Here is an 18,374-nt window from a genome sequence, read left to right as displayed (position 1 = left end):
GGGGCCTCCTCGCCCCGAGCACCGCGGCCTGGCGCTCGGGGAGAATCAGCTTCCAGCTGACGCCCGCCCCCCGTGGTTCGACAGAAGGCATGCCAGGAGGCTAGGAGAGCTCGCCCTGCGAGGACGTGTCGAGCGAGACGGGCTCGCCCACGCGCTCGTCGCCCAGCTCGAGGCCGCAGGCCATGCGCACCTTGTGGTCGATCTCTTCCATGAGGTCGGGATTGGCGGCGAGGAAGTCCTTCGCGGCCTCCCTGCCCTGCCCGAGCCTCTCCACGCCATAGGTGTACCAGGCGCCGGACTTCTCGACCACCTCGTAGTCCACTGCCATGTCGAGGAGCGAGCCCTCCTTGGAGATGCCGGTGCCGTACATGATGTCGAACTCAGCCTGCTTGAAGGGTGGTGCGACCTTGTTCTTGACGATCTTGACGCGGACGCGGTTGCCCACGTTCTCGCCGTTGCGCTTGATGGAGTCGATCCTGCGGATGTCCATGCGCACGGACGAGAAGAACTTGAGCGCCCGCCCGCCGGGCGTGGTCTCGGGGCTGCCGAACATGACGCCGATCTTCTCGCGCAGCTGGTTGATGAAGATGCAGGTGGTCTTCGACTTTGAGAGCGAGCCGGCGAGCTTGCGCAGCGCCTGGCTCATGAGGCGGGCCTGGAGGCCCACCGTGGTGTCGCCTATCTCCCCCTCTATCTCGGCCCTGGGCACGAGGGCGGCGACGGAATCGACGACCACCACGTCTATGGCCCCGGAGCGCACGAGCATGTCACAGATCTCGAGCGCCTGCTCGCCCGTGTCGGGCTGCGAGATGAGGACCTCGTCGATGTCGACGCCGATACGGGCGGCGTATCCTGGGTCGAGCGCGTGCTCCGCGTCGATGAACGCGACCACTCCGCCCAGGGCCTGCGCCTCGGCGAGGATCTCGAGCGAGAGGGTCGTCTTGCCCGACGACTCGGGGCCATAGATCTCTATGATCCTCCCCCTGGGCACGCCGCCGATTCCGAGCGCGGCGTCCAGGGCGAGCGACCCTGTGGGAATCGCCTCGATCTCCAGGTCAGGACCCCCGTCGCCGAAGCGCATGATGGCGCCCTTGCCGAACTTCTTCTCTATCTCTGACGTGGTGGCGTCGAGGACCTTGTCCCTCTCCTCGCCATAGGTCTTCTGGTGCACCTCGCGCGTGACGCTCTTGCTCTTTGCCATGGGCTCTCCTCGCTCGTCTTCGTAGCGAATGGTATACGAACATGCGTTCTGGGTCAACGGACAAGGACAGCATACGACCGAAGGCTCGCGGGAGGCTCGCTGGCAGCTTGCCGCAGTCTGGCGCCAGCTGCAGGCCAGCCGTGCCCACCCCTCGCGAGCTGCGAAAGGAAGGTCCAGCGAGACGAGGCTGCCAACAGGGGCCGGCCTATGCCGAGGAGGGCGTCACAAGGGCTTCACGCAGGAGGGAGAGCGCGACGTGGACGGCCTTGGCCCGCACCTCCTCGCGACCCCCCTCGAAGCGGCAGAGGCGGGAGGCGCTCGCGCCGTGGGCGGAGGAGACGCCAAACCAGACGGTGCCGACGGGCTTGCCGGGCTCCGCGCCTCCGGGTCCGGCAATTCCCGTGACGGAGACGCAGACGTCTGCGCCCAGCACGCGCCTGGCGCCTTCCGCCATCATCCGGGCGCACTCGGAGGAGACGGCACCCAGGGATGGCTCGTCGAGCACCTCCGGAGAGACGCCCAGGACCCTGCGCTTGACCTCGATGGCGTAGCTCACGACGGCGCCCCGCACGACGGCGGAGGAGCCGGCGACGGAGGTCAGGGCCGCGGACACGAGCCCTCCCGTGCAGGACTCCGCCGTGCCGACGCTCAGCCCCGCCCCGACCGCCGCGGCGACAACCGCCGCGGCCTCGCGTCCCAGCTCCTCCCTGGTGGGAAGGGGGACGTCCGACGCCCTAGTCATCGGCGTCCTCCGTGATGTACTTCCACGACTTGGCGAAGTAGTCGACGCCCGACCAGGCGGTGAGGACGACCGCGACCCAAAGCAGGGCGAACGAGACCGCGGACACGACGAAGGCGACGCCCGAGATGGGGATGGCCCTCAGCAGGAGGAGCCCGGAGATCGAGACCATGGTGGTGGCGGTCTTCCACTTGCCGAGGCTGCTCGCGGCGATCACCACGCCCTTGGAGGCGACGACCATGCGCAGCCCCGACACAAGGAACTCGCGGGCGACGACGACCAGGAGCACCCAGGGGCTCACCATCTGCGCCTCGAGGAGGTAGCAGAGCGAGACGACCACGACGAGCTTGTCCGCGATGGGGTCGAGGAACTTGCCGAAGGTCGTCACCTCCCCCCTGCTACGGGCGAGGTGCCCGTCGAGCTTGTCGGTGAGCGAGAGGAGGATGTAGAAGACGGCGACCCCGAGGGCCCCCTCGTAGTGGTTGGGGGCCGCCCCCCAGTCCCGCGAGAGCTCGGCCACGAGGAGCCAGACGGGGACGAGGACGACGCGGGCGCAGGTGACGACGTTCGCGGGCGTCCAGATGGACTTCTTGCCCTTGGACATTGGGTGCCTCCCCTACTCTACGATGCTGCCGACGAGCTCGTAGCAGAACGAGTCCTCGAGGCGAACGCGCACGACGTCTCCCACCGCTGCCTCGCCGCAAGGGATGTGCACCGCCCCGTCGCAGTCGGGGGCCTGGAACCAGGCGTGGCCGACGAGCTCGGGGCCATCCTCGCCCTCCTCGACGCCGTCGACGATGACGTCGCAGGTCTCTCCGACGTGACGTGCGGTGGCGGCGAAGCCCAGCTGTTCGGCCACGTCGAGCAGCCGCTGCGCGCGCTCCAGCTTCACGCCCTCGTCCACCTGGTCGGGAAGACTCGCGCCGAGCGTCCCCTCCTCACGGGAGTAGGGGAAGACCGAGGTGTAGTCGAACTCGAGCTCCTGGACAAAGTCGAGGAGCTCGTCGAACTCCTCCTCGGTCTCGCCGGGAAAGCCCACGAGCCCCGTCGTCCTGAGGACCATGCCGGGAATCTGCTCCCTGAGCCGGGCGAAGAGCTCGCGGAGCTCCGGCGCCGACCCGCTCCTCCTCATGCTTGCGAGGACGCGCCCGTTGCAGTGCTGGATGGGGATGTCTATGTAGGGCAGGACCTCGTCCACGTCGCGGATGGTGGCGATGAGCTCGTCGGTCATGCCCTCGGGCTGGAGGTAGAGAACCCTCACCCAGCCACCATAGGGCCGCACGACCCCCGCGACCGACCTCAGGAGCGAGGCGAGGGTGAGTCCCTCGCCCAGGTCGCTCCCCCAGATGCCGGTGTCCTGCCCGATGAGCACGACCTCTCGCACGCCGCCCTCCATGAGGCCCCTGACCTCGTCCAGGATCTCTTCCTCCGGACGGGAGAAGTAGCGTCCGCGAATGTAGGGGATGGCGCAGAAGGCGCAGAAGCGGTCGCAGCCGTCAGAGATCTTGACGTAGGCGCTCGCGCCCTCGACGGTGCGCAGGACGCGCCCCACGCCCAACGCGACCTCCCCCTGGGGGGCCTCCCCGCCCAGGACGGACCTCACGACGTCGACGATGTCATCCTCCTCGTCGGCGCGCACGAAGGCGGCGACCTCGGGGAGCTCGGAGGGCAGGCTGTCGCCATAGCGGGAGGGGACGCAGCCGCACATGACGATGGGGAGCTCCCTCACGCCCCCGCGCGAGCGCTCCGCGAGGTCGAGCGTGGCGTCGATCGACTCGGAGGTCGCCGAGGCGAGGAAGGAGCAGGTGTTGATGATGGCCACATCGGCATCGTCGACGCCCTCGGCCTCGCCGAAGCCGGCGGTCCCGAGGAGCGCCCTCATGCGATCGGTGTCGACCTCGTTCTTCGCGCAGCCAAGGGTGACGTACAGGCAGTTGCTCATGGTTTCCTATCTGTAGTTCGTGAACTGGAGGGGTTGGCCGTAGTCGCCGTCGCGCAGGTGGGAGATGACCTCCTGGAGCACGTCGCGGGAGGCGGAGCTGACCCTCAGCTTGTCGCCCTCGACCGTGGGCTTGCACTTGAGCTTGAGGTCGCGGATGTCCTTGGCGATGCGCTTGGCGGTGTCCTGGTCGATGCCTTGGACGAGGTGCCCGCGCTGCCGCACGGAGGAGCCGGCCGCCGGCTCGGGCTTGTCCCAGCGCAGGGCCGCGAGGTCGATCTGGCGCCTGGCAAGCTTCGAGCCCATGACGTCGATGACCTGGGAGGCCACGAACTCGGACGGGGCCGAGATGGTGAAGACCCCCTCCTTCTTGGAGAACTCGATCGTGGCGCCGGTCTGCCTGAGGTCGTAGCGCTGCGTCAGCTCGCGCGCGGCCTGCTGGTACGCGTTGTCCGCCTCCTGGAGGTCGACGGTCGAGACGATGTCGAAGCTAGCTTCCTTGGCCATGCTTCCTCCCCTTCCTGGTGGTTGAATGCGATGGGTCCCTGGGGCAGCGCCTACTCGACGGTGGAGCCGGAGGACTCGTCACCGCTGGTGGACGCGGTCCCACCCTCGCCTGGCGCGTCCGAGGCCGACGCGTCGGAGGAGGACGTGTCGGCCTTGCCCTTCGCCGTCGACTCCGCGGGATTGGCCGAAGGCTTCGTGCCCTGGATCGTGATGGAGCCTATGCCGGACGACTTCGAGCTGAAGGACTGCTGGGTCCCGTTCTTGGTCACGGTCGCCGCAGTGGTGTCGCTCACCTGCACGGTGATCGACTCCGTCACGACGAAGCTCTTCTCCCAGGGTCCCGTGACCTGCTCGGCGATGACGCTCGTGCCGTCGCTCTCTATCTCGAGCCAGGTGGTCGCCCCGTCGGCGACCTTGACGTCCACCTTGGTCTCGGTCTCGGCCTCCTTGGCCTCCTTCTGGGCCTTGGCGTCCTCGGCGGCCTTCGCCGCCTCGTCCGCAGCCTGGCTGCTCTGGCCCTGCGTGCCGGACGTCGTCGCAGTGGTTTCGGACGACGAGTCGGTGGGCGTCGTGCTCGTCGTGGTGACGGCGACGGAACGGGCGTCGGAGGAGGACGGGGCGCGCACGCAGGACTTGACCGACCCGATGATGATCAGGGTGAGGAGCAGCGCACCCGCGATGACCACGGTTGCCATGGTCCGCCGGGCGTCCGAGAAGTATGCCTCGACGACCCCCGCGACTCCCGAGCGCCGTGGGGCGGCGCCCCTCCCCCGCTCCCTCAGGCTCTCCCTTCCCTCGCCACCGCGGCGCCTCACGTTGGGGCGCTCCGCGCGCGCGATGTTGCGGGAGGAGCGACGCCCCGTGCGCGTGGAGGCGGCCTCATAGGGTCGGGCGTCCCCGTAGCGCAGGTCGTCGGTGTAGGCGTCCGCGTCGACGAGGCGGGTGGTCACCCTGTCGGCGTTGCCCCGGGGCACCACGACCTCCTCGCGGTAGCTTCCGGGGATGGCGCGGCCCTGCTCGGGGCGTCGGCTGCGGTGCGTCCGTGCCCTGGAGCCGGGGCGGCTGCTGACGTCACGTCCCGTGTAACGCCTCGTGGGCGCGGCAGGCAGGTCCCCGCCGACGTCACCGCCCTGGTGGTAGCGCGAGGGACTCTGCCGTTGGTTGACGAGCGGGCTCGACTGCTGGCGCGAACGGACGGGGGAGGTGGTCGCGAAGCCCGTGACGTCGCCCGCGAACCCTCCCGAGGTGGGCAGGAGCCCGCGCGAGCCCTGGTAGGGCCTCCTGGGGCTGGAGCTCCCGGGCACCTCGTAGCTGGCCTCCTCGCCCCCGTGCCTACCGTCACGCCCACGCTCGTAGTCGAAGAGGTCGGAGGAGAACTGCCTCACCACGCTGCGGGGGGACAGGCCCAGGTAGCGCGCGTAGGACGAGAGCATGCCCTGGGCGTAGCCGCTCTTCGGCATACGGCCGAAGTCGCCGTTCTCGAAGGCGATGAGCACGTCCTCGCGCAGGCGGAGCACGCGCGAGGCCTGGGCCACGGAGAGCCCCAACTGCCGCCTTCTGTTGACCAGCATCTCGCTGAAGCGAGGACGCGGCATGCTACACCTCCCGGTACTTCTCCTCCTGGACCCTCAGGTCCTCCAGGCCTTCCTTGTCGAGCAGGACCTCGCGTGGCTTCGAGCCGTCCGGAGGTCCGACCACGCCCTTACTCTCGAGCATGTCCATGATGCGGCCGGCCCTAGCGTATCCCACCTTCAGGCGGCGCTGCAGGCCCGAGGTGGAACCAAGCCTAGAGTCCACAACTATCTGGGCGGCCTCCCAGACCAGGGGATCGTCTCCCTCCTCACCGTCGGAAAGGGGCGAGCCGGAGGGCTGGCCGGGAACGACCTGCGAGAGAATCTCCTCGTGGTAGTCGGGCTCGCCCTGGCTGCGGATGAAGTCCACGACCTCGTTTATCTCTTGGTCGGAGGTGTAGCAGCCGAGGACGCGCTTGGGAGAGAGGCCCCGGTCCTTGAAGAGCATGTCGCCGTTGCCCAGGAGCTTGTCGGCGCCGGTCTCGTCCAGGATGACGCGGGAGTCGATGCCCGACGAGACCTTGAGGGCGACGCGGGAGTCGATGTTCGACTTTATGAGGCCCGTGACGACGTTGGCCGAGGGGCGCTGCGTGGCGATGACCAGGTGAATCCCCGCCGCGCGGGCGAGCTGGGCGATGCGCACGATGGAGGCCTCGACGTCCTTGCCCGCGACCATCATGAGGTCCGAGAGCTCGTCGATGACCACGACGATGTAGGGCAGCGGATCGGGGGGGTTGTCCATCTCCGACAGCTTGCCCGAGACGCACATCTTGTTGTAGGCGCGGATTTCTCGCGCCCCGGCACGCTCGAAGACCTTGAGGCGCCGCTCCATCTCGGACACCGCCCACTGCAGGGCGCTCGCCGCCTGCCTGGGCTCGGTCACGACCGGGACGTAGAGGTGGGGAAGGCCGTTGTATCCCGCGAACTCGACGCGCTTGGGGTCGATCATGATGAGCCGCACCTGCTTGGGAGTTGTGCGCATGAGCAGGGACATGATCATGGAGTTGATGAGGACGGACTTGCCCGACCCCGTGGTGCCGGCGACGAGCATGTGCGGCATCTTGGCGATGTTGGTGACGACGGGCTTGCCCGCCGAGTCGCGGCCGATGGCCACCTCGAGGGGGCCGCCCTTGGCGTAGGGCAGCACGTCTCCCAGGTGCACGTTCTCGCGCTCCTTGTTGGGGATCTCTATGCCCACGTAGGAGGTGCCGGGGATGGGCGCGAAGATGCGGACCTTCTCGGCGGCGAGCGTGAGGGCTATGTCGTCTTCGAGGTTGCGGATCTTGTTGACGCGCTCGCCCTCGCCCATCTCGACCCGGAAGGTCGTGACCAGGGGTCCGGACACGTAGTCGACGACCTGGCTCCTGAGGCCGAACTCCTGGAGCGTCGCCTGCAGGCGGTCCTTGGTCTCGGACAGCTCGGCGATGGAGGCGGCGCTGGTCGCGCTGTTGGGGTTCGAGCTCAGCATCGAGAGCGGGGGCAGCTGGTAGCCCTCCTCACCCTCTCCCGGTCTCTTGCCCGCCGGCGCGGGGGTGGCAGGCCGGGGCCTCGGTGCCGGCGCTGGCGACATCGCGGCCTGCGCGGGGACCGCCCTCTCCGCGTGCGAGATGGGCGCGTTCCGCGCGGTGAGGGAGGGCTTCTTGGGCGTGGGCCTGGCGTCCTCGGAGCGCCGCGTGCCGCGTCGCCTGCCGGCGAGCCGCTGCGTGGGGGCGACCGCCTGCAGGAAGTCTGGCACCGCGACCTCCTCGTCGGCCCCCTCGACGTCAAGGTCCGCATGCGAGGGCGCGGGGGCGGAGGGGGTCCGCTCCGTCTCCATCTCGAGCCCCTCGATGGGAGGGGTGGTTGCGACCTCTCCCGCGGGGCGCGCCACGTCCAGGTCGATGTTGGGATGGCGAAGCCTCCTGAGGAGCGTCGTCTTGGGCTCGGCAGAGGTCCCGCCATCCGCGCCGTCAGACGAATCCGTCCCGTCGGCACGGGTGCGGCCGCCCCGCGTGAGCACGCTCGTCTTGCGGGCGCCCAGGAAGGTGGTGGCACCCTCTGCGGGTGCCTCGGGCGCGAGGGGATTGGCGTAGTCGGGGTAGGGATCCTCTCCCCCACCTATGGGCGAGCGCCCTGCCTGCCGGCGTCGCACGCGCTCCTGCAGGCCCTCGCGGGCGGATTGGCTGGCCTCGCGCAGTCGGGACACCGCCCCGGACACGGAGAAGCCGCACACGATGGCGCCCGTCAACGCCACGCCGACGAGCACGACGTTGCCCACGGTCCTGCCCATGAGGCTGAGCAGCGCCCAGGCTATGGCGGCGCCCACGTAGCCGCCGCGCGTCAGGACCGCCTCCTTGTCGAAGACCAACAAGGGGTCGGCCTCGGTCGCCGCGGCCATGTTGACGGAGAGGAGCCCCAGCACCGCAAGCACCACGAGCAGCAGGCCCAGGGCGACGCGGCTGCCCATGGGCCCCTCGCCGTCCACGAAGAAGGTGAGCGAGAATATCGCGAGCGCCAGGGGCAGCAGGAAGGCACCCACGCCGAAGAGGAGCGAGAGGGTCTCGCCGCAGGCGCGGGTGACGGGAGCGGACGACGGGAGCAGGACCGCGATGCCCAGCGCGATGGCCATCACGAGCAGGGCCACGCCCAGGATATCGCTTCCCACGCTCCCCTTTGCAGGCAGCAGGCGCTGGGGCGAGGAGGCCCTTCCCCCAGCCCGTCTGCCACCGTTCTTCTTGCGCCTACCCTTCTGTGCGTTTGAGCTGCGGTTCGAGGGCATCTAAACCTCCATCACGACCGGGATGACCATCGGTCGCGTGTGCGTCTTCGTCCAGAGGAAGCCCGAGAGGCTGTTGCGCAGGGCCTTGCGGAGCTGCTCGAGGCTGGTCGCGTCCTTCTTGACGCTGGTCTCCATCTGGGACCTGACGCTGTCCTGCGCCTCCTCGATGAGGGCCTCGTCGCCCGAGAAGGCGACTCCCCTGCAGGCGACCTCGATGTCGCGGACCTTGCCGCCCCTGCGCTCGAACGTGACGACGCAGGTGACGAGCCCGTCGGTCGAGAGCTTCTGGCGGTCGCGGAAGACGACGGGGTCGGCGTCCGTGACGGAGAGGCCATCGACGTAGACGATGCCGGACTCGACGGGGTCGCCCCAGGTGACCTTGCCGTTGCGCACCTCGAGCGAGTCTCCGTTGTCGGCTATGAAGATGTGGTCGGCGGGGATGCCCATCTGGGCCGCGAGCTTGGCGTGGGCACGCAGGTGGACGGCCTCGCCGTGGACGGGCGCGAAGTAGCGCGGCTTCGCCATGGCCAGCATGAGCTTGAGCTCCTCCTGGCTGCCGTGTCCCGAGACGTGCACGAGCGTGTTGGAGCGGTCGAAGACGGTGCAGCCGATCTTTGAGAGCGAGTTGATGATCCCCGCGACGCTCTTCTCGTTGCCGGGCACGGGGGTAGCCGAGATGATCACCGTGTCCTCGGAGGTGATGGTGATCGACTTGTGGTCTCCCGTGGCCATGCGGCCGAGCGCGCTCATGGGCTCGCCCTGGCTGCCCGTGCACATGACGACGATCTTCTCGTCGGGGAGGTCTGCCAGGTCGTAGGCGTCGATGATGTCGTCGTCGGAGATCTTGAGGTAGCCCAGCTCGCGCGCGACGCGCGTGTTGGTGACCATGGAGCGTCCCGTGACGACCACCTTGCGCCCCACGGCCACGGCCGCGTCGCAGACCTGCTGGATGCGGTGGATTTGGCTCGAGAAGGAGGCCACGATGACCCTGCCGGGCGCGTTCTTGATGATGTGGCGGAGCTGGGGGCCGACGGCGGACTCGGAGGGCGTGAAGCCCGGACGGGTCGCGTTGGTGGAGTCGGAGAGGAGGAGGTCGACCCCCAGCGTGGCGAAGCGGTTGATGGCCTGGTAGTTTGGCCTCACGCCGTCGATGGGGGTCTGGTCGAGCTTGAAGTCGCCGGTGTGCATGACGGAGCCCGCCGGGGTGCGCATGTAGACGCCCATGGCGCCGGGGATCGAGTGCGTCATCGCGAAGAAGTCGATGCTGAAGGCGCCGAGGTTTAGATGGGCGCCGTTGGTCACCTCGCGGAACTTGGGCGAGTTGATGCGGTGCTCGGCCAGCTTGCCCTCGATGAAGCCCAGGGTGAGCTTGCTCGAGTAGATGGGCACCTTGCGGCCCAGGTCCATGAGGAGGTAGGGCAGGGCCCCGGTGTGGTCCTCGTGGCCGTGGGTGATGATGATGCCGCGGAGCTTGTCCTCGTTCTCGAGCACGTACGAGTAGTCGGGAAGGACGAGGTCGACCCCGGGTTGCTCGTCATCGGGGAACATGAGGCCCGCGTCCACGAGCACGAGGTCGTTCTCGTACTCGAAGGCGGTCATGTTCTTGCCGATGCCGTCCAGACCCCCGAGGGGAATGATCCTCAGGGGACTCTGCTTCTTTGCCATGTGCGTTGGGTTCCTTTCGTGGTGCGGTGGCATTTCATGTATGTGAGACCCGCCTCTGCGGGAAACGTTCCAGACATTCCTCTACCCATTGTAGCTGCCGCCAGTCACCCTTGTCCCTGTGGAGGGCAAAGCGGACGCATCCCACATCTGGGGTCACGGCACAGAAAAGGGACCCGCCGGCAAAGGCCGGCGGGTCCCAGCAGCCCCGTCAGTCGTGGGGCCGGGAGCTATCGTTCGGGACTAGCCCTCGTGGTGTCGACGGGGCTGGCGGCTCGCGGAGCCACCCCTGTCGCCAGGACGGCGGCCGGCACGCTCGCGCCTCTCGCCCTCATGCTCGCGGGGCTTGGAGGAGCGGGCGGGAGCCTCGGGCTTGTCCAGGCGGTCCAGGCTGATCTTGCCCTTCTCGTCCACCTCGAGGACCTTGACCTTGACCTCGTCGCCGATGTTGAGGACGTCCTCGACCTTCTCGACGCGGCCCTTGGCGACGCGCGAGACGTGCAGCAGGCCGTCCTTGCCGGGAAGGAGCTCGACGAAGGCGCCGAAGGGCTGGATGCCCACGACGCGACCGTTGTACTCCTCGCCCACCTCGGGGACCTTGACGATGGCCTTGATGCGCTCGGCGGCCTCGTCGCCCGCGCCGTTGGTGCCGGCGATGAAGACGGTGCCGTCCTCCTGGATGTCGATCGTGGCGCCCGTGTCGTCCTGGATGCCGCGGATGACCTTGCCGCCGCTGCCTATGACGTCGCGAATCTTGTCCGTCGGGATCTGGAGGCTGATGATCTGGGGCGCGTTCTCCTTGGTGGACTCGCGCGGCGCGGGAATCTGCTCGAGCATGGCGTCGAGGATGAACATGCGACCCTCGTGGGCCTGCATGAGGGCCTTGCGCAGGATCTGGGGCGTGAGGCCGGTGGCCTTGTTGTCCATCTGCATGGCGGTGATGCCCTTGGTGGTGCCGCAGACCTTGAAGTCCATGTCACCGAGGAAGTCCTCGAGGCCCTGGATGTCGGTGAGGACGACGGTCTTGCCCTCCTCCTGGATGAGGCCCATGGCCACGCCCGAGACGGGGCGCTTCAGAGGCACGCCAGCGTCCATGAGGGCGAGGGTCGAGCCGCAGGTCGACGCCATCGAGGAGGAGCCGTTGGACTCCATGACCTCGGAGACCACGCGGATGGCGTAGGGGAACTCGTCCTCGCTCGGAATCACCGGGAGAAGGGCGCGCTCGGCAAGGTTGCCGTGGCCGATCTCGCGCCTCTTGGGCGACCCCATGCGCCCGGTCTCGCCGGTGCAGAAGGGCGGGAAGTTGTAGTGGTGGATGTAGCGCTTGCCGTCGACGGGCTCGATGGTGTCGAGGCGCTGCCACTCGTTGAGCATGCCCAGGGTGGCGACGGAGAGCACCTGGGTCTGGCCGCGCTGGAAGAGGCCGGAGCCGTGGACGCGGGGAAGGTAGTCGGGCTTCACCATGAGCGGGCGGATCTGGTCGGCCGAGCGGCCGTCGACGCGCTCGCCGGTCTCGACGACCATCTTGCGCATGGCGTGCTTCTCGAGCCCCTTGAGCTCCACGGGGATCTCGCGCTCCCACTGGGCGCGCTCCTCGTCGGTGAACTCGGCACGGATGGAGTCCTTGAGGGCCTCGATCTTGCCGATGCGCGAGAGCTTGTCGGCGTCCTTGAGCGCGGCCTCCATTTCGGCGTAGTGGGCGAAGACGCGGTCGTGGACCTCGGGGACGGGCACGTCGAGGACGTACTCGCGCTTGGCGATGGGGCCGTTGGCCTTCTCGTACTTGGCGATGAAGGCCTTCTCCTCCTCGCAGAACGCGGCGATCGCCTCTTGGCCGAAGGCCATGGCGGCGAGCATGTCCTCCTCCGAGATCTCCTTCGCGCCGGCCTCGAGCATGCTGATGAAGGTGGCGGAGCCGGCGAGCTCGAGGTCGAGGTCGGACGCGTCGCGCTCCTCGTAGGTCGGGTTCACGAGGAACTCGCCCGTCTCGGGGTTGCGGCCGATGCGCACGCCGGCGAGCGGCCCCTCGAAGGGCACGCCGCCCACGGAGAGGGCGACGGAGGCGCCCATGATGGAGATGGTGTCGACGGAGTTGACCTGGTCGGCCACGAGGGGCATGGCGACGATCTGGACCTCGTTGCGGAAGCCGTCGGGGAAGGACGGGCGTATGGGGCGGTCGATCATGCGGGCCGTGAGGGTGGCCTTCTCGGAGGGGCGCGCCTCCCTCTTGAGGTAGCCGCCGGGGATGCGCCCGACCGCGTACATCTTCTCGATGAAGTCGACCGTCAGGGGGAAGAAGTCGTAGTTCTTGCGCTCCTTCGAGACCACGACGGTGACGTTGACCGTGGACTCGCCGCAGGAGACCAGGCACTCGCCTGTGGCCTGCTTCGCGAGCTCGCCCGAGCTGAGGGCGTAGTGCTTGCCGTAGAGGTCGAACTCGTGCGTAACCTTTGCCATGTTTCTTTTCCTCTTATCTCCGCCTGCCCCGTTGCAGGCGGGCCGTCTAACGCAAGGGAGCGCCCGCAGGCGCTCCCCTCTTGCACGCTTGTTACTGGATGTTGTCGCGGATGCCCAGGCTCTTGATCAGCGTGCGGTAGGCCTCGACGTCCTGCTTCTTGATGTAGGACAGGAGGCGGCGACGCTGGCCGACGAGCATGAGGAGGCCGCGACGGGTGTGGAAGTCCTTCTTGTGGGACTTCATGTGCTCGGTCAGGCCCTTGATGCGCTCGGTGAGGAGGGCGACCTGGACGGCGGCGGAGCCAGAGTCCTTCTCGTCCTTGCCGTACTGGGCGATGAGCTCGGCCTTGCGATCCTTGGTGACTGCCATGTTGCGTTTCCCTTCTTCATGGATGCGCCCCGAACTGGGATGGCCGTCTGGCATGGGCGGGCCTCCAAGTACGGGGTATGACTGGGGAATCATAGCACGAGAAGGGCCACGCGGCCCGCCGGAGGGGCGAGGCCGCGCGCGTTTTGTCCCTTCTACACGCCAGGCACACGATATGGCACGCGAGTCTTACACCAACGTGATGGGCAGGCCGCCGCCGACGTAGGAGGTCCTCCAGACGTTCCTGACCTGCACGCCGTCGGGCGTGTTCGAGTCGATCATCTTCCCGTCGCCGATGTACACGCCGACGTGCCCGGTGTGGTACTTGTCCTGCAGCGGGGAGAAGAACACGAGGTCGCCGGGACGGAGGTCCGGTATGGACGTCTTCCAGCCCGCGCGCTTCTCCACGCCCCACATCTGGCTGTCGTTGCGGTTGTCCTGCTGCGCATAGTAGGAGAAGTAGCCCTGGTTGTGCGAGAGGTTGATCCCCAGGGTGCTGTAGACCCACCATGTGAAGCCAGAGCAGTTGAAGGCGCGCCTGTCGGGATAGTAGGCGCTGTCGTCGTACGAATAGCTGCCGCCGAGCATGGTGCGCGCGGCGCTGACGATCCTCCTGCCGAACTCCTCGCGCGAGACGAGCACGCCGTCGTTGTCGGCGATGGCGACGGTGTCGTCGTGCCAGTCGCCGGGGAAGGAGCCGTGGGTCTTCGCGTAGTAGCGGGAGACCACGTAGGTCCCGCGCACCACGTAGCCTTGGTCCTCCCGGCCGTAGTAGCGCTTGCCGTCGTAGGTGAACAGCCCGAGGCGGGCGCCCAGGAGGCCAGCGCCCACGGAGTCGTCGACGTAGTAGCGCTGCAGCTCGCCGTCGTCGTACTCCCCCGTCACGACCATGCCCCGGGACCAGAGCAGCGCGCCGGTCGTGGGGTTGGCGACGAGCATCCCCTTGCCCTGGCGGAGCTTGCCGCGCAGGATGCTCCCGTCGGAGGCCTGGCCCCAGAAGTGCTTCCCACCCCGCTCGAAGTGGCCGACCCTGGCCAGCGAGAAGCCCTCGCCGCCATCGTGCAGGTAGTACAGCCGCTCCCTGCCGTCCGCCCCCCTGAGCTTTGAGAAGCCCTCGCCGCCCGCGGCGAGGAGCCTGCCGTCGTCGTCCGCCACCATGGCGTAGCCGTCACCGAGGTCCCTGACGCCCCGCAGGATGGAGCCGTCGGAGCTTGCGTAGGCGTAGTAGCCCGCGCCCTCGGAAGGGGTCACGACGCGCTCGCGGGCGAAAAGGGCATCGCTCCCGACCCAATAGCGCTGCTTCGATCCCCAGGCACTAGTGACCATCCAGAAGCCCTTGATTGGCTGGGTGGCCTGCCTAGAGGCGAACCACGCCCTGCCCTCGTCCCTCCATCCGGCAGCGACAAGGTGCTTTGCCTCCTGGGGGCTCACGGTGAAGTTGTGCGCGCCGGCCCTCGCGTTGGGGTTGTACTGCCGGAGGACCGCCGTGCCGTCGTCTCCTTCGGACCTCCAGCCGATGCCCTCGTAGCGCCAGCCCGCCCTCACGAGCCCGTCGCGCTCCCGAGAGCTTGTAGTGTAGTGATGGTCCCCTGCGTTGGGGTTGTAGAGGCGAAAGACCGCCGCGCCGGAATCGGGAGACACCCAGCCCACGCCCTCGTAGCGCCAACCCGCCTCGCAGACCGTCTTGAGCTCCTTCTGGCTGCTCGTGTAGAAGTGCTCGCCTGAGTTGGGGTTGTAGAGCCGGAACATGTTGAGGTACTTGACGGCGGGCTTCTTGCCGGTCGGCTTGTTCGCCACGAGCTTGGGAGCCACGGGCTCGTCCACTTCGGGCTGCGTGGCTTTCACAGACTGGGGGGTCGTTGCCTCGGGCTTGCTGGACCAGCCCTCCTCCTCGCCTGCCGTCCCTGCCCTTGTGACGATGGCCATGTGGGGGCTGGGCGCGGCAGGGCCTGTCTCGATGGTCTCCTCGGGAGCGCGAGTAGGCGCCCCCCTCGAGAACTCGCTCGTCTGCGAGACCGCATGGGTAGCTTCGGCATCCTCGAACGACTCGTGCTCGTCCGGCGTCCCCTGGCCTTCGACGTCAGCTTGAGCCTGAGGGGCAACGACCCTCAGGGGAAATTCAAGCTTTGCTTCCGTGACCTTATCATCCGTTGGTTCCGTCTGACCCTCAGGCACATTTTGAACAGGGGATGCAGGCACGGATACGGGCGCATTGCACGCTTCCCGTGCGTCAAGCAAGGCCCCTTCCGCAGAATCGGTCGTGGACGCCGTGGCCCCGACGTCCACCTGGGATGAGCCGACATCGATGACGCGTTCCGCCTCGTTGGCAAGGGCGGTGTGGGCGCCCATGAGCAGGACGGCCACCACGGCGGCGGAGGCCAGAGCACCACAACAGGCGGGATGGGGCCACGAGAGGCTGATGTGGGCGGATGGTCGGTCTGTTCTCATGGGCTGCTCCAAACGGAGGATCTTCTTTGGGTAGGGACTCATGCAGCAAACTATCTTAAGCCTGTTTTTAGTCTTTTGCAAAGAAGTCCGGGCTCCGCACGTCGCAAAGCATGCCGTACCCGAATCCATCACATACTGAACATGAACTCCAGGGCGCGCAGGCGCGCGTCCAGGTGGGTCGCCGCCCAGGCATGCGCGATGGAGAGGAGCTCCGTGGCTGCCCGCTCGTCCGCCTCGGCCCCCATGAGCTCCCCGAAGGTGGAGCCCAAAAGCGCCCGTAGCCACTGGAACTCGGAGTGGGAGAGCTCCTGGGCGCCCGCCACGCCCCTCGCGCAGCTGGCGCAGAGCGCCCCTCCCGCCACGGGCGAGAAGTGCGTCACGTCCGGGTCGCCGCAGGCTATGCAGGAGTCGAGCTCGGGCATCCAGCCCTCGTGGGCGAGCACCTTGAAGGCGTACGCGGCCACCAGCAGGTCGAGGTGGGGCTGCCCGCTCGCCCGCTCGCAGGAGCCCAGGGCAGCCGAGCAGATGCGGAAGAGGTAGGGGTCCTCGCTCTCCTCGAAGGAGCTGAGGCGCGCGACCTCGGCGACTGCGGAGGCGGCGCAGAGCCGGGCGTAGTCCCCCCTGATGCCGGGGTGCGCGTCGACGGTGACGGCCTCGCTCACCACGTCGAGGCTCCTCCCCCTGGCCATGAGGAAGTCCGTCTCGCAGAAGAGCTCCGAGCGCGAGGCGAGGCGTCCGCCCGGCTTCCGCGCGCCCTTCGCCACGGCCCTCAGCTGGGCCCCCGACTCCCCCAGGATGGTGAGGATGAGGTCCTGCTCCGAGAGCTTGGTGCGGGCGAGCACTATGCCCTTGCTCCTATAGGTCCTGCGCCCTCCCGCCACGGCCTACTCTTCCGCCTCGTAGCCCAGACGGCGGATCTCGTTCTTGTCCCGGCGCCACTGCGGCTGGACCCTGACCTGCAGGTCGAGGAAGCACTGGGCCCCGAGGAGGCGCTCCACGTCATGGCGCGCCTCGGACCCGATGCGCTTGATCATCTGCCCCCCCTTGCCGATGACCATGCCCTTCTGCCCCTCGCGCTCCACGATGATGGTGGCGGCCACCGAGGCGTGGCCCCTCCTGGGCCACGAGATATCCTCGCAGATGACGCCCACGGAGTGGGGGACCTCCTGGCGCATGTTGAGGAGCACCTTCTCGCGCACGAACTCCGCCACGAGCTCCTCGTCCGTCATGTCCACGTCCATGTCGTCCGGGAACCACTTCGGGCCCACGGGCAGGTGGGCGGAGACCAGCCCCACGAAGGAGTCGACGTTGAAGCCCTCCCTGGCGCTCACGACGAGGGCGTCGTCGAAGCGGGCGAGGGAGCGCGCCGCCTCGAGCTGGGACTTGACCTGCTCGGGCCCGGCGAGGTCCGCCTTGGTGACCACGAGGACCTTGAAGGGCGCGCGCGCCGCGTCGACGTGCTTGGCGACCCACTCGTCGCCCCGGCCCACGGGCTTGGTGGCGTCGACGAGGAGGGCGACGACGTCCACGTCGGCAAGCTCTCCCAGAGCAACCTTGTTGAGCTCCTTCCCCAGGGCGTCCTTGGGCTTGTGGAGCCCCGGCGTGTCCACGATCACGAGCTGCGACGCGGGGGTGTTGACCACGGCGCGCATGCGCCGGCGCGTGGTCTGCGCCACGGGGCTCGTGATAGCTATCTTCCCGCCGTAGCAGGCGTTGAGCAGGGTCGACTTCCCCACGCTGGGACGTCCCACCAGCGCGACGAAGCCGCTGCGGAAGTCCTCGGCGGGCACTGTGCCGTCCACGGTCTTCTCGTCTTGCATCTCTCCTCCTTGAAAGGGAAGCCCTAGGGCAGGAGGGCGCGCACGAACACCACGGCGCCCACCACCGCCACCACGACGCAGAGCAGCCACACCGCGGCGGCGGCGATGTCCTTCGCCCGCCCCGCGAGGGGATGGAACTCGGGCGAGACCAGGTCCACGACGGTCTCCACGGCCGTGTTGAAGAGCTCGGCCATGATGACCACCGCGCAGCACAGGAGCACAACGGCCCAGCTCAGCGCGTCGATGTGCAGCACGATGCCCATGACGAGGGCAAAGGCGGCCCCGCCCAGCATGACCTTGATGTTGCGCTCCTGGCGCACGGCGGTGCGGAAGCCCTGGATGGCGAAGAGGAAGCTTCGTCTGAAGGTGGGGTGGCTCGGGCGCTTGCCGGGGATCATGCGTCGCCGCCTTCCCGGTGGCGGGTCAGGGTCACGTGGTCCACAGGCTGGTCGGTCCTCATCTTGAGGACGATCTGGTCCTCGCGGGCCTCCATGAGCTCCGCCTCCGCGTCCTCCAGGTGGTCGTAGCCAAGGAGGTGGAGCATGCCATGGACCAGGAGCAGGCGGAACTCGTCGCGCGCGGTGGTCCCGAAGCCCGGCGCCTGCCGGGCGATGTACGCGGGCGCGAGGACGATGTCGCCCAGCTCGCAGGGCTCCCCGGGAGCGAGGTCGGGGTCGTCCGGACGCTCGCACTCGAGGCTCAGCACGTCCGTCGCCCGGTCCTGCCCGCGCCACTCGAGGTTGAGCTCGCGCATGCGCCCGTCGGACACGACGGAGACCGACACCATGCAGGGCCTGCCCACGCCCTCCTCGGCGAGCACCAGGTCGCAGGCGGCCTTGATGTCTGCCCCGTCGACGGGCGCGACGACGCCCTCCTCGAACACGAGGTCGTAGCTGTTCTCCATG

15 protein-coding genes are annotated in these 18,374 nt (G+C 68.2%); all 15 read right to left on the bottom strand.

What is annotated here, in order from left to right:
* Positions 1–100: 100 nt before the first annotated feature.
* The 15 genes from recA to ybeY all read right to left on the bottom strand — a co-directional run bounded on the left by recA (position 101) and on the right by ybeY (position 18,373).
* Entirely contained in the window at positions 101–1,201 is a 1,101-nt protein-coding gene (recA, locus tag Q5923_RS00675) for a recombinase RecA (protein WP_009279263.1), read from the bottom strand.
* Positions 1,202–1,406: 205 nt separating this feature from the next.
* Positions 1,407–1,943, bottom strand: a complete 537-nt coding sequence (locus tag Q5923_RS00670; protein WP_303131442.1) for a CinA family protein — start codon at positions 1,941–1,943, stop codon at positions 1,407–1,409.
* On the bottom strand, positions 1,936–2,544 hold the full coding sequence (gene pgsA / locus Q5923_RS00665) for a CDP-diacylglycerol--glycerol-3-phosphate 3-phosphatidyltransferase (protein WP_303131441.1): 609 nt from the start codon (positions 2,542–2,544) through the stop codon (positions 1,936–1,938). Before pgsA ends, Q5923_RS00670 begins: the two co-directional genes overlap by 8 nt.
* Before the next feature lie 12 nt (positions 2,545–2,556).
* Positions 2,557–3,882, bottom strand: coding sequence for a 30S ribosomal protein S12 methylthiotransferase RimO (gene rimO, locus Q5923_RS00660; RefSeq protein WP_303131439.1), 1,326 nt, complete (start codon positions 3,880–3,882; stop codon positions 2,557–2,559).
* A gap of 6 nt (positions 3,883–3,888) precedes the next feature.
* A complete protein-coding gene (locus Q5923_RS00655) occupies positions 3,889–4,386 on the bottom strand; it encodes a YajQ family cyclic di-GMP-binding protein (RefSeq protein WP_009279267.1) in 498 nt (165 codons plus the stop codon).
* A gap of 50 nt (positions 4,387–4,436) precedes the next feature.
* Positions 4,437–5,981: a helix-turn-helix transcriptional regulator gene (locus tag Q5923_RS00650; protein WP_303131436.1), complete on the bottom strand. Its 1,545-nt coding sequence runs from the start codon at positions 5,979–5,981 to the stop codon at positions 4,437–4,439.
* 1 nt (position 5,982) lies between these two features.
* Positions 5,983–8,715 (bottom strand): DNA translocase FtsK, encoded by a 2,733-nt coding sequence (locus Q5923_RS00645; RefSeq protein ID WP_303131434.1) that lies wholly within the window; start codon positions 8,713–8,715, stop codon positions 5,983–5,985.
* Positions 8,716–10,380, bottom strand: coding sequence for a ribonuclease J (locus Q5923_RS00640; RefSeq protein WP_009279270.1), 1,665 nt, complete (start codon positions 10,378–10,380; stop codon positions 8,716–8,718). It lies immediately after the preceding gene.
* 240 nt (positions 10,381–10,620) lie between these two features.
* Positions 10,621–12,834 (bottom strand): polyribonucleotide nucleotidyltransferase, encoded by a 2,214-nt coding sequence (locus Q5923_RS00635; RefSeq protein ID WP_303131432.1) that lies wholly within the window; start codon positions 12,832–12,834, stop codon positions 10,621–10,623.
* A 91-nt stretch (positions 12,835–12,925) separates the two neighbouring features.
* A complete protein-coding gene (rpsO, locus tag Q5923_RS00630; RefSeq protein ID WP_009279272.1) occupies positions 12,926–13,204 on the bottom strand; it encodes a 30S ribosomal protein S15 in 279 nt (92 codons plus the stop codon).
* Between the two features lie 186 nt (positions 13,205–13,390).
* Positions 13,391–15,649, bottom strand: coding sequence for an NlpC/P60 family protein (locus Q5923_RS00625; RefSeq protein WP_303131430.1), 2,259 nt, complete (start codon positions 15,647–15,649; stop codon positions 13,391–13,393).
* A gap of 128 nt (positions 15,650–15,777) precedes the next feature.
* Positions 15,778–16,530: a DNA repair protein RecO gene (gene recO, locus Q5923_RS00620; protein WP_040656772.1), complete on the bottom strand. Its 753-nt coding sequence runs from the start codon at positions 16,528–16,530 to the stop codon at positions 15,778–15,780.
* Between the two features lie 3 nt (positions 16,531–16,533).
* Complete coding sequence (gene era, locus Q5923_RS00615) at positions 16,534–17,469, bottom strand: GTPase Era (RefSeq protein ID WP_009279275.1); 936 nt, start codon at positions 17,467–17,469, stop codon at positions 16,534–16,536.
* Positions 17,470–17,492: 23 nt separating this feature from the next.
* Positions 17,493–17,867: a diacylglycerol kinase family protein gene (locus tag Q5923_RS00610; protein ID WP_303131427.1), complete on the bottom strand. Its 375-nt coding sequence runs from the start codon at positions 17,865–17,867 to the stop codon at positions 17,493–17,495.
* Positions 17,864–18,373, bottom strand: a complete 510-nt coding sequence (gene ybeY / locus Q5923_RS00605; protein WP_009279277.1) for an rRNA maturation RNase YbeY — start codon at positions 18,371–18,373, stop codon at positions 17,864–17,866. Before ybeY ends, Q5923_RS00610 begins: the two co-directional genes overlap by 4 nt.
* Position 18,374 lies beyond the last annotated feature (1 nt).

This window comes from uncultured Olsenella sp., from assembly GCF_959602185.1.
GTDB lineage: Bacteria > Actinomycetota > Coriobacteriia > Coriobacteriales > Atopobiaceae > Olsenella_I > Olsenella_I phocaeensis.
Note: the sequence above shows the minus strand (reverse complement) of the source record. Positions and strands in the feature narration are given on the sequence as shown.

Excerpts from the sequence above, each read along its gene's own strand:
- Q5923_RS00625 (WP_303131430.1), bottom strand. The coding sequence starts at position 15,649 with ATGAGAACAGACCGACCATCCGCCCACATCAGCCTCTCGTGGCCCCAT.
- ybeY (WP_009279277.1), bottom strand. The coding sequence starts at position 18,373 with ATGGAGAACAGCTACGACCTCGTGTTCGAGGAGGGCGTCGTCGCGCCC.
- Q5923_RS00650 (WP_303131436.1), bottom strand. The coding sequence starts at position 5,981 with ATGCCGCGTCCTCGCTTCAGCGAGATGCTGGTCAACAGAAGGCGGCAG.
- Q5923_RS00610 (WP_303131427.1), bottom strand. The coding sequence starts at position 17,867 with ATGATCCCCGGCAAGCGCCCGAGCCACCCCACCTTCAGACGAAGCTTC.
- Q5923_RS00670 (WP_303131442.1), bottom strand. The coding sequence starts at position 1,943 with ATGACTAGGGCGTCGGACGTCCCCCTTCCCACCAGGGAGGAGCTGGGA.
- Q5923_RS00655 (WP_009279267.1), bottom strand. The coding sequence starts at position 4,386 with ATGGCCAAGGAAGCTAGCTTCGACATCGTCTCGACCGTCGACCTCCAG.
- Q5923_RS00640 (WP_009279270.1), bottom strand. The coding sequence starts at position 10,380 with ATGGCAAAGAAGCAGAGTCCCCTGAGGATCATTCCCCTCGGGGGTCTG.
- era (WP_009279275.1), bottom strand. The coding sequence starts at position 17,469 with ATGCAAGACGAGAAGACCGTGGACGGCACAGTGCCCGCCGAGGACTTC.
- rpsO (WP_009279272.1), bottom strand. The coding sequence starts at position 13,204 with ATGGCAGTCACCAAGGATCGCAAGGCCGAGCTCATCGCCCAGTACGGC.
- pgsA (WP_303131441.1), bottom strand. The coding sequence starts at position 2,544 with ATGTCCAAGGGCAAGAAGTCCATCTGGACGCCCGCGAACGTCGTCACC.
- Q5923_RS00645 (WP_303131434.1), bottom strand. The coding sequence starts at position 8,715 with ATGCCCTCGAACCGCAGCTCAAACGCACAGAAGGGTAGGCGCAAGAAG.
- rimO (WP_303131439.1), bottom strand. The coding sequence starts at position 3,882 with ATGAGCAACTGCCTGTACGTCACCCTTGGCTGCGCGAAGAACGAGGTC.
- recA (WP_009279263.1), bottom strand. The coding sequence starts at position 1,201 with ATGGCAAAGAGCAAGAGCGTCACGCGCGAGGTGCACCAGAAGACCTAT.
- Q5923_RS00635 (WP_303131432.1), bottom strand. The coding sequence starts at position 12,834 with ATGGCAAAGGTTACGCACGAGTTCGACCTCTACGGCAAGCACTACGCC.